Here is a 15,973-nt window from a genome sequence, read left to right as displayed (position 1 = left end):
CTTTCTACATATTAATTACTGTTAAATTAATTACTGTTAAAATAACTTTATTTTTATAAATAAGAAAAACACTAAATTTTTTCTTTAATATAGAAGAAATTATGTTTTAAAGAGTAAAAACAAAAAGCCCACTGTTGTAGGCTTTTCGTAAGATATATTTTAAAATTAAAGCATTTTGTTGTAGAACTCGACGATAAGTGCTTCGTTGATTTCTGGGTTGATTTCATCACGTTCTGGTAAACGAGTCAATGAACCTTCCAATTTGTCAGCGTCGAATGATACGAATGCTGGACGTCCAAGAGTTGCTTCAACAGCTTCAAGGATTGCTGGAACTTTCAATGATTTTTCGCGAACTGAGATTACTTGACCTGGAGTTACGCGGTATGATGGGATATCAACACGTTTTCCGTCAACAAGAATGTGACCGTGGTTTACGAATTGACGAGCTTGACGACGAGTAGTCGCAAGACCAAGACGGTAAACTACGTTATCCAAACGACGTTCCAAAAGAAGCATAAAGTTGAAACCAAGGATGCCACCTTTGATTTTTGTAGCTTCTACGAACAAGTTACGGAATTGTTTTTCACCAACACCGTAAGTGAAACGAAGTTTTTGTTTTTCAGCCAATTGCAAACCGTATTCTGACAATTTTGAACGGTTGTTTGGTCCGTGTTGTCCTGGTACGTAGTTACGACGTGCCAATTCTTTACCTGTACCTGTAAGTGAAAGGCCAAGGCGACGAGCTTGTTTCCAAGATGGTCCTGTATAACGTGACATATGTATGTCCTCCTGATATAAATAATATTTCGGTGGAAATAGTCACTTAGAAAGCCCTGATTCGTGCAGATGCCCTTCGCCTAAACAGCCAAGGTTACTTATCATAAGACACCTGTTGACGAGCTTCATGCTCCCCTGCTGCTATTTCACACAAGGGATATTGTACCATGAAACACTGCATTTGTAAAGAGATTTTTATCTTTATTTCAAATTTAGGCTGAATGTAAACTTGCTTCCTAAGCCATACTGACTTTCTGCTGTGATTTCACCACCAAGCTGATGGGCCAGTTCTTGTGCAATCGCAAGCCCTAATCCATGCCCGCCTGTCTTCATATTACGCGAAGTTTCTACACGATAAAGTCTTTTAAAAATCTTTTCTAAATCCTCAGGAAGGATTCCCTGACCCTCGTCTTTCACACTGATTGTGAGCTCTTGTTCTGTCAATTGGGCAAGTACCTCAATTCTGGTTCCTGGATCTGAATATTTGAAGGCATTGTTTAACAAATTGACCAGAATACGAGAAAGTTTGTCATAATGGCTTTTGATTTTCGCCGACTCAGGTAACACTTGAATGTAAACATCTCGCTCCTCTCGTTCAATCTGAAGTTGGAACTCACTCATTGATTCAATCAACAGCCGATCTAAAAAGACCTCTTCAACTTCTTCGTCAGCTATATCTTGAGGCTGAGCGTTAAGAGTCAAAACATCCAACTCGTCCACTAGCTTGTTTAAGCGCTCGGTTTGGCGACCAATTGTGGTTAAGTAATGGAGTCGCTCCTCTTCCTTGATTACTCCATCTAGAATACCCTCCACAGTAACCTGAATGGAGGTAATAGGAGTTTTAATATCATGAGAGAGCTGCGCAATCATCATTCTTTTTTCTCGCTCGCTCTCATCAAGTGATTGAAAGGTATCTTGTAGATTGCGGGACATGTCATTAAAAGCCTGGCCTAACTCTTGAAACTCTAATGGCCCTTTGGTTTCAATTTCTGTGCTGAAATCTTTGCTTGCTATCTTATGAGCTTGTTTTTTCAAATGTTTCAAAGAAGAAAAAACAGGCGACAAAAGAAAGATGCTCACTGCTGCGCCAATGAAACTAGCAAGTAAGGTCATTCCAACTAGAAAGTAAACTTCACTTTTCTCAATCAACATTCGTTGAACAGCCCAGAAAACGACCAAAATCGTTAGTAGAGTCGAAACTAGATATCCCGCTAAAATATAGCTTTTTAATTTCATTTTTTACCTCTCGGTCTTTCCAGTTTATAGCCCAATCCCCAAACAGTTTTGATAGCAGGAGTGTTTAAATTCGTATACTTACTCAACTCTTGTCTCAAAGCATGGATATGAACATTGAGTGTATTGGTATCATCAACATAGTCCTCTTGCCATACCTTCTCGTAAAGTTCAGTCTTTGAAAATACTCTATCGGGATTGCTGGCTAATATCCATAGAAGTTCAAAGGATTTCACTGTCAATTCCAAAGATTGTTCCCCAACGCGAACCTCATGAGTCACATGGTTGATCACTAAGTCTCCAAGCTCAATCTGCTCTGTCTCTCCTCCACGACTAAGACGGCGCAAGATATTATTCACTCTCAAAACCAATTCCCGTGGGCTAAACGGTTTGGCTATAAAATCATCTGCCCCCAAACTTAAGCCATAAATCTTATCTTGTTCGCTTGTCTTAGCAGTTGTAAAGAGAAAGGGTTGATCAGGAGCAATATACTGAACTTCACTGATGAAATCATAACCGTCCATATTAGGCATCATGATATCTGTGATAATGAGGTCGATAGATTTTTTTCTAAAAAGTTCTAATCCTTCCTTACCATCATGGGCAACTAAAACATCGTAACCTGCCTGTAAAAGATAGCGATTTTGAATATCCAGAATATCTATCTCATCATCAACCAACAAAATTGTCTTTTTCATCTGACACTCCTTTGACAAAAACAGTGTTATACTTGCTTTAGTATAACACTATTTTCCGTAATGTTTAAATGATTTGAACCTTAATCTTCTCTTTTGGTTTTCCAACCCAAAAATCCAACAAAACCTGCCAAGACTAGGCCAAGAATTCCAAGTCCAGCTGTAGCCGTTTGAGCTTCACCAGTATTTGGTAGCATAGGTTGCCCATCATTTCCCCTAGTTTTAGCCATGGAATTATCCATAGAATCAGCCATTCTCATCTCTGAAGCATGGACTTCTTTCGTCATTTCCTTCATTTTGTTCATAGAATCTGACGTAGAAGAAGGCATAGACATCTGATTTCCTTGAGGAGTTCTGGACATCATTTCTAATCCATGAAGTTGAATCGTTACTTGGCGAGTAGCAACCAGATTGGTCAAATCAGGTTTGCCATCTTTAGTGCCGTACACCTTGATGGTAGCTAGATATGTTTGGCTTCCGTTAGCTCGAAGTTGCTCCAGCAAATCCTGACCATCTTTACCAACCGTATTACCATTCAAATCTACTTCGTAGAAATATTGACCTTTAGCCAAGCCTTCAAGTGGTAATAGAGCAGGATTTTTGGCTGTTCCATTGTCTGACCATGGGGCCTTATCTGAGGTTTTTAACAAGAGGCGAGTCAACATACCATCTCCACCAAAAGCTTCGTATGGAATGACTTGGTTGACACCGGCCAAGAAAGGTCCAGGAACCATAGCCTTATCAAGGTAGCTAGCTGGAACATCAATCACGTCTTTGACATTGTTAACAACAGACTCTTTAACCTGATTTGGGGTGGTCAAGCCATTCAAGTTGATATCCAAATCCTTAGTCGCTACGAGGTTGCTCAAATCTGCCTTGCCATCTTTCGCACCGTACACTTTAATAGTAGCTTTATAGCTTTGCGTCCCATTTTGTTTTAACAAGTCTAGAAGCTCTTTATCTGATTTACCTTGAGTGCCAGCCAAATCCACTTCATAGAAGTAGAGACCTTTGCCCAATTTTTCTACTGGTGGGAGGGCAGGATTTTTTGCTGAACCGTTGTCTGACCATGGAGCCTTGTCTGATGCCTTCAGAATCAAACGAGTCAACATACCGTCACCAGCGAAGAATTCGTATGGAATGACTCGGTTGACACCGGCTGTGAATGGACCTGGGAAGTTGGCTTTATCCAAGTATGTAGCTGGGACGTCTACCGTGTCTTTAGTGTTGTCGGCTACACCTTTTTGTACTTCAACTGGGGTGGTCAAGCCGTTCAAGTTGACATCCAAATTTTTAGTCGCTACGAGGTTGCTTAAATCGGCCTTACCATCTTTCGCACCATACACTTTAATAGTAGCTTTATAGCTTTGAGTGCCGTTTTGTTTCAAGAGGTCAAGAAGGTCTTTATCTGATTTACCTTGAGTGCCAGCCAAATCCACTTCATAGAAGTAAAGGCCTTTGCCCAATTTCTCTACTGGTGGGAGAGCAGGATTTTTAGCCGAGCCATTGTCTGACCACGGAGCCTTGTCAGAAGCTTTCAAGATAAGGCGAGTCAACATACCGTCACCAGCAAAGAATTCATATGGAATGACTTGGTTGACACCGGCGGTGAATGGACCTGGGTAATTGGCCTTGTCCAAGTAAGAAGCTGGAACATCTACTGTGTCTTTGGTATTGTCAGCCACACCTTTTTGCACTTCAGCTGGAGTGGTTGCTGGTTGAGCTTCACTTGCTTCACGGTCTTGTCCAGAGACTACAGGAGCAGAATTTGTTGCAGGTTTAACCGTATCTTCTGTTTGTTTCTTAGATTCTGGTTTTGCTTGCACTTCTTCTTTGGGAACTACTACTTGGTCTTTATCAGCTACATCCGCTTTTTCTTGAGAGCTTGTAGAATCCAAGCTTACTTTAGGTACTGAATCTGCCTGTTCTGAAGGAAGAGCTACATCGACTGCTTTTTTTAGAGCCTCTGCTGGTAAGTCGCTCTTTTCACTCACCGAATCTGCATCTGGCACGACTTGAGCAGTGGTCGGATTGACCACATCAGCACGCGCAGAACCTGGTTGACCGACTAGGACAAAGAAGCCACTAGCCACAACAACTGAAGCAACACCGACACTGAGACGGCGGATAGACCAACGAGTATATCTCTGATTTGGATTGAATTTCATAGGATTCTCCTTAGAGTTTTCTTTTTTTGATGACTCTAGTATAATCTCCTAAAATTAAAAAGGATTAAGAAAAAGTTAAAATTTTTCTTAAATCCTTCTTATAAAATACTTATATTGATTCAATAATCATTGCAAAAGAGAGTCGCCGCCCCTCTTCTACTCACTGAGTTCTGCTAAGGAATTCAAATGTTGATTATTTACAATAGCCATGATATAAGTGTCTGCTTTCAGTAAATCATCTGGGCCAAATTGAACATCAAGTGGGGCATTTTCTTGTTCTCGAAAACCGAGTACATTGAGTTTATACTTTCCTCGTATATCCAGCTGACTGAGGCTTTGTCCAACCCAGCTGTTTGGGATTTTCATCTCAACGATTGAGACATTTTTATCTAATTTGAAAACATCTACGCTATTATGGAAAAGAATTGCTTGAGCAAGAGATTGCCCCATCTCAAATTCTGGTGAGATAACCGAATCTGCCCCTATCTTTTCTAAAACCCTTTTAGCTGTCCGACTTTTAACTTTAGCAATCACTCTTGGAACGCCTAGGCTCTTACAATGCATCACTGCAAGTACGCTAGATTCCAAACTTTCCCCCGTAGCTACAACAACTGTATCACAAGTATCGATTCCAGCTGCTTGCAAGAGTTCTTCGTCGGTAATATCTCCTACGATCCCACTAGCTAGTACTGGCTCAAATTGATTGATTCGTTCTTCGTGGTTATCAATCGCTATAATATTCATATCTAGTTTTGACAATGCCTCCAAAACACTAGAACCAAATACTCCTAAACCTAAAATTCCTATCGTACGTTCTGACATGCTTTTTCCTTCCTTATCCAATGGTTATATCTGCTTTCATATAGTGAATCATATCCTTTTTATCTGGTTGATAGTCTGCTAAACTAACTAGTAAGGTCAAAGGACCGATACGACCAATAAACATTAGCATCATCACGACACTCAGTGCTAATCGTCCAAGTTCTGGAGTTAGGTTTGCAGTTACCCCAACTGTCGCAAGAGCGGATATTGTCTCAAACATAAGATGAATGAAAGGAGGATTGTCCTTAGCCGTTAAACCAAGTAAAAGCAGACCGAGTAAAAAGGTCAGTAAAAAAATAATAAAAACGCTAAATGATTTTTGCACTGTTTTCGGATCAATTGTTCTCTGACAAATATTAACATGAGGTAAACCAAGTAATTCCGTTCTGGCAAAGAGAATTAAAACGAAAAAGGTAGTTATCTTAAGACCCCCAGCCGTTCCTCCAGGCGCTCCACCGAGAAACATTTGAAAGATATAGAGGAGCAAGGTAACAGAACGTGCCTGGGTAAAATCAATAGAAGCAAACCCCGCAGTTCGCATACTAACTGTTTGGAAAAAGCTGACCAATATTTTTTCTGGTACAGTTAAATTGCCTATGGTTCCCGCATTTCCCCACTCTGTACATAATGTCGTCACCGTACCAAAGAGAAGAATCCCAACCGTTAAGCCTAGCACTAACTTTGTATGAAAACGCAACTTTCTTTTTTGAGATTTTTTTACTTGTGACGCAAGGTCAAACCAGACCATAAATCCCAAACCACCCGTAATGATTAATCCTGCAATCACTAGATTTATCAATGGATCTGTTTGAAAGCTCGATAAACTAGTACTTCCAAAATTATCGAAGCCAGCATTACAAAAAGCTGAGATAGCGAGGAAGATAGAAGTAAATATTCCTCGGGCTAAACCGAATTCTGGAATCAATCGGAAACTTAAAAGAAAGGCTCCTAACCCCTCAATCAAAAAGGTTGTTAGAAAAATGGAGCGAATAAAGTCTTTTAAAGACCTTGACTCCTCATAACTAAAACTCTCTTGAAGAGTCTCGCGACTTCTAAGACTGAGCTTTTGCTTACTTTGAGTATAGAAAACTCCGATAAAGGTCATCAAACCTAAACCACCAATCTGAATCAGGAACATACAGATTAGCTGCCCCCAGACATTGTAGGTTGAAGCGACAGGCAAGGTAAAAAGTCCGGTCACACAGACCATAGAAACTGTTGTAAAGAGATGATCAAAATAGCTGGCACTCGATGTCTCTGCTTGTACAAAAGGTAAACTCAACAACAGGGAACCTACCAAAATGACCATTGCAAAACTTAAAAAAATTCTCCTCGCAGGGGACATACGAACCAGAGTCGTACTGACTTTTTTAAAAAATGATTTGAATAACATAGCTACATTGTACCACAAAACCAGTGAAAGCACTCACATATGATACACAATCTCAAGGCAGAGTTCTAGCGCCTTATCAAAAGCTTCTGAGCCCCAATCACGCTGGTCATAGTTATCAAGATCTGCTAAAGAATCTGCCGTAAACAGCAACTCACCCCAAACAACTTTGCGTAACTGGGCTACTGCTGCAAGGGCTGCACACTCCATCTCCACAACAGCACAGCCTTCCTCTTTACGATAAGCCACTTTTTCAGCTGTTTCTCGGTAAAAACCGTCTGTCGACCAGGTCATGACTTCTTCATAAGGAACGCCTAGTTGTTCTAAGACCTGTTCGATAGCAGAAACAGCTTCTACATGAACATCCATATAACGAGAAGGTGGCGCATAATGGTAGCTAGCTCCTTCATCACGCAGTGCTCTTACCGGAACTAGGAAAGCATTTTCTTCTATATTTGTTAGCACACCACAAGTTCCTGTAGAAATGATTTTCTCCACACCGTAGCCAATCAACCAATCCATAAACTGAGCAGCCGGGGCAGAACCAACGGGAGCTTGCGCTAGGCACACTTCCTCACCCTTGTAACTCATGACATAAACAGGATAAGTCTTTGTGGCAGAAATGAACTTGCCAGCGCACTCTGCTCCAACTTCCTGAGCAAAGCAATCAATCTCCTCCTCCAAAAATGCATAGATGCACTTCTTTGGCAACTGTAAATCTAATCCTTCGTGATTTGGCATGATGACTGCCTGAGGATTGTCATCAAACTCTAAAATAGGAATAGCGTGTTTGTGAATCATAGACTACCTCCTCCAAATTTGTACTATTGTATCGAACATCTACATCCTTGTCAAGAAGCCATCTTTTGAGTATTAAAAAGCGACAAGCTAGTACCTGAAAGTCAGATGATTAGCTTGTCCTCTTTTTTATCAATCAATCTATAACTCTTATTTTAATGTCTACCAGGTGCTCCATTCCCAGGTCCACCATTTCCTTGAGGCCCTCCGCCACCAGGCATAGAATTGACGATTTCAGTTTGTTTTTCACCGTTGAGGTAGATATCTCCGCCTGTGTAGGTCGCCGTTCCGTCAAAGTCAAAACCTGATTGGCCAGTCATTTTAATCGTTCCTCCATTGACTGTAATATTACCATTTGAGTCAATCGGATCTGTGTCCCCTTGACCAACTTCAACTGTCAAATTCCCACCATTCATGGTGAAGAAGATTTCACTTTGTTGGGCATTTTTGTTGGCTGCATTGACACCATCATCCGTTGAATATATGGTGATGTCTCCACCGTTGATAGTGATTGACTTACCTTCAAGCCCTTCTGTAGAATTCTTAACGGTATAGGTACCACTATCAATAACCAAATCACCTGATGCGTGGATACCGTCATCACCGGCAGTAACAGTGATGGTATTGTCAGAGAGATACATGGTTCCAACAGAAGTATCGTCATCATTATCTACCTTGACGCCGTCTTCCTTGGCATCGATGGTCATGGTTGTACCAGTGATATTGAGTTCATCATTGACATTAAAGGCATCTCCGACTGCTGTGATATTGTAGGTACCGCCTGTGATATGTAGTGTATCATTGGCTTTGATACCATTATTCTTTTTGCCGTCTACATTGAGAGTTCCTTTCCCATTGATGGTCAAGTCTACTTTCGAGAATAGCGCTGCATCAGCTTTTTCATCACTATTAGAAGCAGAATCTGATAGGCTATTGGTTGTGCCATCTGCTAGAGTTAGGTAAACATGACCAGCTGACGTTGCAGAAATAGCTGCATTGGTGTTAGTCATAGTTACACCGTTCAGGACGATATGTACATCGTCTGTTTTTTCAGCTGCAATCTTAATTTGAACGCCGTCAGATTGGCCAGAAATCACATAGGTTCCAGATTTAGAGATAGTGACTGTAGAATCTGATACAGCAACTCCTTCACCTGAAACGGTTGCAGTAGATCCAGACAGAGTCACAGTTGATGCAGATTTTTCATCATAGGAAGTGTCGTAGTCCTTGTCTGTAAAATAGCTAGTTTTCTTAGCATATGTAGCGGATGTTGTTGTACTATTGCTAGCTGTTGTATTTGCAGTTGACTGAGCACATGCTGTTACTAGAGATAGAGTAGCAAGAGTCGCTAATAAGAATGTCCATTTTTTCGCTTTCATGCTCATTTCCTCGTCTTTCATTTTACATGATTTTAGTCTACGGGACCTTCCTAAAATAAACCTAAATTTTTTCTGAAAATTTTCTTAAACTATACGAGTTCAATTGATAATCAAAACTCATGGTAGAAAAAAGAACAGTAAAATGCTGTTCTTTTAATTTTCTTCTTTGGCTGGAATTTCTTTGATAACTCGTGCTGGGTTGCTTGCCAGAACTACATTATTCCCGAAAGACTTAGTAATAACTGCTCCTGCTCCCGCAACTACATTTTCACCTAAAGTAACACCTGGAAGAACGATGGCACCACCACCTGCCCAGAAGTTCTCGCTAATGGTAATCGTGCAAACATCCAACATGATCGAATTCCAGTTGGAATAGAAATTTTCTCATCAAAAGATAAAAAAACTAGTACATCGAATGATGTACTAGTTTTTAAGTAGAAAGCTGACTATTTCTCTTTTGAAAAAATCAGATTAGTCTTCTTTCTTTTTACGAGCGATAAGTCCAAATCCACTCAAGACACCTACTAAACCAAGTGCAGCAAGGCTAGAATGATCTTCAGAACCAGTATTTGGCAATTGAGGAGCATCTTCCTTAGTTTCTACTGTATGAGCTACTGGAGCTGGTGTAGTTGGTTTAACTGGTTTAACTGGCACTGATGCTGGTTTTGGTGCTGGAACTGGTTTTGGTGCTGGCGTTGGTGCTGGAGTTGGTGTTGGAGTCACTTTCTTCTTGTAAATGTGTTGGACATTACCGTCTTTATCGACAACTGTCTTCACAAACTCGTAACCTGGAATATCTTTCTTAGGTTGTTCGCCATCTTCTGTTGGGTAACCTGGAATTGGTTTACCATTTTCATCAACATATGAAGTTGTCACTTTTTCATAGACATGAACTGTATCACCGTTAGGCAATTTCTTAGTCTCAACGAAGCGGTAACCTGGAATATCTTTCTTAGGTTGTTCGCCGTCTTCTGTTGGGTTACCTGGAATTGGTTTACCATCTTTGTCTACAAATGTAGTAACTGGGGTTACTGTTGGTGTGTATGTTGCAGAAGCTTTTGTTCCGTTCATATCTTCACGAACAACTGTTACAGAAGGAGCTGTACCTGTGAATTCAGGTTCTGGTTTGAAGGTTACAGTACCATCTGGAGCTACTGTGTAAGTACCAACACCTGGAATAGTCTTCGTAGTTGAACCATCATCAAATGTTGCTGGAACCTTATCATTCATTGGAACACTGCTATCGCCTTCCTTGAATGTTGGCTTGCCAGTCTGTTCTTGACCTTTTGGTCCAATAGATGTTGCTGGATCTGCTGTTGGAGCCACTGGAGTTACTGTTGGTGTGTACTTAGCTGTAACTGGTGTACCGTTCTTATCGACACGTTTAACAGTTACGCCTGTTCCTACTCCCGTGAATGATTTTTCTGGGACGAAGGTTACTGTGCCGTCTGGTGCTACAGTGTATGTTCCTTCTCCTGGGATGACCTTAGTTGTTGAACCATCTTCAAATGTAGCTGGAACATCATTATCCATTGGAACATCTGGATTACCTGGGGTAAAGGTTGGGGTGCCTGTTTGTGTCTTACCTTGGATATCTGTTGATGTTACTGGTTCCGCAGTTGGTGTTACTGGAGTTACTGTTGGTGTGTATTTAGCGGTTACTGGTGTACCGTTCTTATCTACACGCTTAACAGTTACACCTGTTCCTGTTCCTGTGAATGATTTTTCTGGGACGAAGGTTACTGTGCCATCTGGGGCTACAGTGTAAGTTCCTTCTCCTGGAATGACCTTAGTTGTTGAACCATCTTCAAATGTAGCTGGAACATCATTATCCATTGGAACATCTGGATTACCTGGGGTAAAGGTTGGGGTGCCTGTTTGTGTCTTACCTTGGATATCTGTTGATGTCGCTGGGTCTGCTGTTGGAACTACTGGAGTAATCTTAGGTGTGTAAGTTGTTTCTACAGCTGTTGCATTCGCGTCTTTAGCTTGAACCTTAACTGGAACGACTTCACCTGAGTATGATTTATCAGTTGGTGTGAAGGTGACAACACCTGTAGCCTTATCAACTGTAAAGGTACCGATAACCTTACCGTCTGGTGACTTAGCATCTACTGAAGCAGCTGGTTGACCATTTTCATCAAGAAGGGTAATGGTATCCTTGTCGATTGGAGCAACTGGATCACCTTCTGTGAAGGTCACTGTACCAGTTTGAACCACACCTTGAGGTGCTTCTGATTCAGCTGGTGTTGCTGTTGGAGCTACTGGTGTAACAGTTGGTGTGTACTTAGCTGTTGCTGGAGTACCGTTTTTATCGACACGCTTAACAGTTACGCCTGTTCCGACTCCTGTGAATGATTTTTCAGGAACGAAGGTTACAGTTCCGTCTGGGGCTACTGTGTAGGTTCCTTCGCCTGGAATAACCTTAGTTGTTGAACCATCTTCGAAGGTTGCTGGAACAGTATCATCCATTGGTACGTTTGAGTTACCTGGTGTGAATGTTGGTTTACCAGATTGAGTTTGACCTTGTTTGTCTTTTGAAGTAGCATCCACAGCAGTTGGCTTCACTGGAGTTACTGTTGGTGTGTATGTTGCAGAAGCTTTTGTACCGTTCATATCTACACGAACAACTGTTACAGCTGGTGCTGTTCCAATAAATGATTTTTCAGGAACGAATGTAACTGTTCCGTCTGGGGCTACTGTATAAGTACCAACGTTTGGAACTGTCTTCGTAGTTGTACCATCTTCAAATGTAGCTGGTACAGTTTCATTGATAGCAACAGTCTTCTCAACACCATCAACTGTTACAGTTCCACCCTTGAATTCAGGTTTTCCTGTTTGAGTTGCACCTTGTACATCGGTAGATGTTGCTGGTGTTGCTGTTGGTGTTACAGGGACAATCTCTGGAGTGTAAGTTGTATCAACCTTGATACCGTTTGAGCTTTCAGCTTGAACCTTAACTGGTGTAACAGTACCTGTGTAAGATTTGTCAGTTGGTGTGAAAGTTACAGTACCAGTTGCTGGGTCGATTGAGAAGTTACCGATAACAGTTGTACCATCTGCCGCATAGGCTGGTGTAGTTCCACTTACTTCATTACCATCTTTATCCAAAAGTTTATAGCTATTTTCTTTAATGGTTACAGGTTTGTCTTGACCATTTACTTGAACAGTTGTTCCTGCAAAGGTTGGTGTACCGGTTTGAGTTGCACCTTGGATATCTTTTGAAGTTGCAGGGTTTGCAGTTGGAACTGCTGGCACAACCGTTGGTGTGTAGGTTGCATCTGAAGTAATGGTTGCAGTCTTACCATTAGCATTTGTAATAGTAGCAGTTGCCTGAACAGTTACTCCTTTTGCAGTACCAACAAAGTCTTTTTCAGGTGTGAAGGTCACCGCTCCTGTAGTAGGATCGATAGTATAGCTACCTTCACCTGCTACTGTCACTGTTGTTTCATCAGTTGGTTGACCAGTTGCTGGATCCACCAATTTCTTGCTAGTGATTTCAGCAGTCTTGTCGTTACTCAAATCAAAGGTTGGTGTTTGGGTTTGTGGAACGTTTTGAATGTCTTCAGAAACTTTATTGGTTGGAGTAATAGCGATTGGTGTTACAGTTGGTGTGTACTTAGCAGTAGCTGTCTTAACGTACTCTTCTTGAACCTTACCATCTTTATTGCGACCAACTGGTGCTGACAATGTAACTTCCACACCTTTGGCTGTACCAGTAAAGCTTGGCTCTGGAACAAAGGTTACTTCACCTGTCGTAGGGTTGATCGTATAGGTACCTTCGCCTGCAACAGTTACTGATGTAGCGTCTGTTAGCATTCCTGTAGCTGGATCTACCAACTTAGCAGGGTATGTTGCGCTTGGAGTGACAGCAATCTTGTCACCATTTGCGTTAGTAGCAGTTGTATTAAAGGTTGGTGTTCCTGTTTGGCTTGCACCTTGTACATCAGTAGATGTCTTGTTAACCCCTTCAATCTCAATCGGTGTGACAGTTGGCACGTAAAAACCATCCATAGTACTCAACTGAATATCTACGTTTGGTTCAATATCTGGGAATCTAGTTGACCATCCAGTATCGTTTCCGTTGTTATCTGAACGGCGGATTGAGATACCATCAGCTGTTCCAAGGAAATCATCCTCAGGGATAAACTCAACATTAACGTCTTTACCGTTTGCTGTGATCTTGTACTTACCTTGACCTGGAACTACGTAGTAGCCTTCAGCATCAAGAGTTGCACGGTTGCCATCTTTGTCCACGATGTATGGCTCTACAGTTTCATCGATGACTGCAGTTGAGTTACGAGTATACTTGTGTTCCCCACGTGCTGTAAAGGCTACAGTTGCTGTTTGCTTCGCACCTTGAAGACCACTAGTTTCTTTAAATTCCCCTTTTGGTGGATGAGTAATTTGAGTCTTGAAGTCTTCAACTTCTCCTGAGAAAGCCAAACCTGTTGGTTTTTCAATCTCCTTATCTTTCTTAGCAATACGAACACGAGCACCTAGTTCTTTGACACTAGGATCAACGTAGGTCTTACTGTGAGCAAAGGTTAACTCGACTGTCCCATCTTGGGTGATTTTAGCAAGATCAGAGCGTTCATCTTCATCAAAAGTACCGTTTTGGTTAAAGTCTACCCAACCATAGATATAGGCTTCTTTAGCCCCATCTGTATGCGCTTGGATGGACATCTTGTAGTTACCTGGTCTCGTACGGTCCATCTTGATCATCTCATTGGTTGTCCCTTTGAGTTCTTCTGGAAGCAATTGATTGATACCTTCATCGGCCGTCGTTGCATTATCATCACCGAACCAGTCTAGAACAGTATTTTCATCCATATCAGGGCTCACATTCCCAAGATACGGTTGATTTACTTTAGCTCCAGTAACACCGTCTACGGTTGCAATGGTATGGACTGCCTTACCATATGACTCAGGAGCATCTCCTTCATCAAGCGGGAAGAAACCAAGCATGGCTGATTGTTTCCCTCCTGAAGCAATGTAAAGACCAATCTCAGAAGCCCCCCTAGTCATAACAAGAGGAACATCCACATCACCCTCAGAAATATTTGGTCCGAAGATCCCTGTTCCGAGACCTCCAGTTGTTAAATCGGCACTTCCAAAGTACTTCCAAGCAACTGCTTTTTTATCTGGCCCAACTTGATTTGATCTTCGAATTTGGTCAAGGTTGATCGTCTTGAGACTCATGCCTTTTATTTTAGTGGAAGGGTTCGAACCAAATAAATTGTCTGTGTCTTGTGGAATATAAGTTACATTATTTCGTCTGGAAAATTTTTTCCATTCCCCAAGATGTTGCCAACCTTCTCCGTTTGTGGTGAACATAACCAATTCACCTGGTGAAGCAGATTCCCCATCAGCCATGACAAGAGCAGGTTTGACCACTTTTCCACGGAAGGTCGCAGAAATTTCAAACTGGACTCCAATGTTCCCACCCTCTAATTCTGAACTAATGGTAGTTTTCTTTGTCCCAGTATCAATATTTTCGAATTTAATTTCAGTCCAACGGTTTTGAGCCTCGGCAATAACCTTTGCTTCGTGACCAGCGTTCAATTCTGCAAGCGCTTTTTGATTAGTAGTCCCACTCACATAACCATTTCTGGCATTTGGATCATAGGTAGCCTTTTCAGCTGCCGTCGCTCCTCGGTCTTCTAAGCGCTTTTTGTAGATTTCTGTTGCTTGGAAGGGTTTCAAAGATTTAACTTTGACGGTTACCACGTAACCCGGCATAATTTCCTTAGTATAGGTGGCACCAACTTGAAGGGCAAGATCCCCATTCGACGTTGTTGTAGTGCCCGTCCAGTTGGCTGTATCCCCAAAGTCCAACCAAGTAATCTGTCTAGCCAAAGATTTGGCATCAAGATCTGTTGTATATCCTGGTTTTTCAACTTTTGGAGTTGATGTTGCGTCTACAACATCTGCCCCTACTCCAGTAGTAGCTGCTGTTTCTGCACGGAAGGCTGTGCCTTTGTCAATCTCTTTCCCATTACGAGGGTCGTTCTTCCCTGTATTTGCGATTGCGTTTGTCCCTTCAGCTGGTGCAGTGTTTTCAGCTGGTTTTCCTGTAGTGGCTTCTGTAGTAGCAGGAGTTTCAACTACTGGTTTTTCTACTTTCGCTACTTCCTTATTTTTAAGTTTCGCATTGACTGTTGTTACAAGTGATTGGTAAGCTGCATCTAGTTCAGCTTGACTTGTAGCAGTTGCAAGAGTATTTTGAGCGTTGGCAAGACTTGCTTTGAGAACTTCTACACTCTCATCTGTCTTGTTGCTGTATTTGCCATTTGCCAAGTTTGCTTCAACTTCAGCAACATAAGCTGCCAATGTTTCAGTTTTAAGCTCAGGTTTTACCTCAGTTGAAACTACAGGAGCTGCTTCTGCTTGGTAAGTTACTTCTTTTGCAGGTGCTGCTTTCGCTTCTGTTGCAGGTGCTGCTTTCGCTTCTGTTGCAGGTGTTGCTTCAGTCGTAGCAGGTGTTTTAGCTTTTTCAACTTCCGTTTTAGCTGCGACACCTTCAGCTTGTTTATTTTCAGTCACTTCATCAGCTCCGACACTTGTAGCAGTTCCAGCCATCACTAGTGTTCCTAGTAGGACCGAACAAACCCCTACATGAAGTTTACGGATTGAGAATCGACTGATACGATCATTAAACAGATCATTTTTCATGATTTTCCTCCATCCCCCTTTGGGAATTTATTTTTT

The 15,973-nt window shown here is 41.7% G+C and carries 9 protein-coding genes and 1 pseudogene; all 10 read right to left on the bottom strand.

The features are described 5' to 3' along the window. Positions 1-165: 165 nt before the first annotated feature. The 10 genes and pseudogenes from rpsD to HMPREF9180_RS02505 all read right to left on the bottom strand — a co-directional run bounded on the left by rpsD (position 166) and on the right by HMPREF9180_RS02505 (position 15,937). A complete protein-coding gene (gene rpsD, locus HMPREF9180_RS02550) occupies positions 166-777 on the bottom strand; it encodes a 30S ribosomal protein S4 (protein ID WP_006144803.1) in 612 nt (203 codons plus the stop codon). A gap of 201 nt (positions 778-978) precedes the next feature. Continuing rightward, entirely contained in the window at positions 979-2,013 is a 1,035-nt protein-coding gene (locus tag HMPREF9180_RS02545) for a sensor histidine kinase (protein WP_006144802.1), read from the bottom strand. Then, a complete protein-coding gene (locus HMPREF9180_RS02540; RefSeq protein ID WP_006144800.1) occupies positions 2,010-2,708 on the bottom strand; it encodes a response regulator transcription factor in 699 nt (232 codons plus the stop codon). The genes HMPREF9180_RS02545 and HMPREF9180_RS02540 overlap by 4 nt, the downstream gene beginning before the upstream one ends. An 80-nt stretch (positions 2,709-2,788) precedes the next feature. Beyond that, on the bottom strand, positions 2,789-4,873 hold the full coding sequence (locus tag HMPREF9180_RS02535) for an SSURE domain-containing protein (protein WP_006144798.1): 2,085 nt from the start codon (positions 4,871-4,873) through the stop codon (positions 2,789-2,791). 156 nt (positions 4,874-5,029) lie between these two features. After that, the gene (locus HMPREF9180_RS02530) at positions 5,030-5,716 is read right to left on the bottom strand and encodes a potassium channel family protein (RefSeq protein ID WP_006144797.1); all 687 of its coding nucleotides are present in this window, start codon (positions 5,714-5,716) and stop codon (positions 5,030-5,032) included. Further along, entirely contained in the window at positions 5,709-7,088 is a 1,380-nt protein-coding gene (locus tag HMPREF9180_RS02525) for a TrkH family potassium uptake protein (RefSeq protein ID WP_025168577.1), read from the bottom strand. The genes HMPREF9180_RS02530 and HMPREF9180_RS02525 overlap by 8 nt, the downstream gene beginning before the upstream one ends. Before the next feature lie 33 nt (positions 7,089-7,121). Beyond that, complete coding sequence (locus tag HMPREF9180_RS02520; RefSeq protein WP_006144793.1) at positions 7,122-7,886, bottom strand: nucleoside phosphorylase; 765 nt, start codon at positions 7,884-7,886, stop codon at positions 7,122-7,124. 152 nt (positions 7,887-8,038) lie between these two features. Next, positions 8,039-9,262 carry a carbohydrate-binding domain-containing protein gene (locus HMPREF9180_RS02515; RefSeq protein ID WP_025168576.1) on the bottom strand — a complete coding sequence of 408 codons (1,224 nt, stop codon included), beginning with the start codon at positions 9,260-9,262 and terminating at the stop codon, positions 8,039-8,041. A 153-nt stretch (positions 9,263-9,415) separates the two neighbouring features. Next, positions 9,416-9,646: pseudogene (locus HMPREF9180_RS02510) on the bottom strand (LbetaH domain-containing protein); the annotation flags it as partial. 87 nt (positions 9,647-9,733) lie between these two features. Next, complete coding sequence (locus HMPREF9180_RS02505; protein WP_006144790.1) at positions 9,734-15,937, bottom strand: CshA/CshB family fibrillar adhesin-related protein; 6,204 nt, start codon at positions 15,935-15,937, stop codon at positions 9,734-9,736. Positions 15,938-15,973 lie beyond the last annotated feature (36 nt).

The sequence above is a fragment of the Streptococcus peroris ATCC 700780 genome, assembly GCF_000187585.1.
Classification (GTDB): domain Bacteria; phylum Bacillota; class Bacilli; order Lactobacillales; family Streptococcaceae; genus Streptococcus; species Streptococcus peroris.
Note: the sequence above shows the minus strand (reverse complement) of the source record. Positions and strands in the feature narration are given on the sequence as shown.

Coding starts and splice junctions, on each gene's coding strand:
- rpsD (WP_006144803.1), bottom strand. CDS start 777: ATGTCACGTTATACAGGACCATCTTGGAAACAAGCTCGTCGCCTTGGC.
- HMPREF9180_RS02545 (WP_006144802.1), bottom strand. CDS start 2,013: ATGAAATTAAAAAGCTATATTTTAGCGGGATATCTAGTTTCGACTCTA.
- HMPREF9180_RS02540 (WP_006144800.1), bottom strand. CDS start 2,708: ATGAAAAAGACAATTTTGTTGGTTGATGATGAGATAGATATTCTGGAT.
- HMPREF9180_RS02535 (WP_006144798.1), bottom strand. CDS start 4,873: ATGAAATTCAATCCAAATCAGAGATATACTCGTTGGTCTATCCGCCGT.
- HMPREF9180_RS02525 (WP_025168577.1), bottom strand. CDS start 7,088: ATGTTATTCAAATCATTTTTTAAAAAAGTCAGTACGACTCTGGTTCGT.
- HMPREF9180_RS02520 (WP_006144793.1), bottom strand. CDS start 7,886: ATGATTCACAAACACGCTATTCCTATTTTAGAGTTTGATGACAATCCT.
- HMPREF9180_RS02515 (WP_025168576.1), bottom strand. CDS start 9,262: ATGAAAGCGAAAAAATGGACATTCTTATTAGCGACTCTTGCTACTCTA.
- HMPREF9180_RS02505 (WP_006144790.1), bottom strand. CDS start 15,937: ATGAAAAATGATCTGTTTAATGATCGTATCAGTCGATTCTCAATCCGT.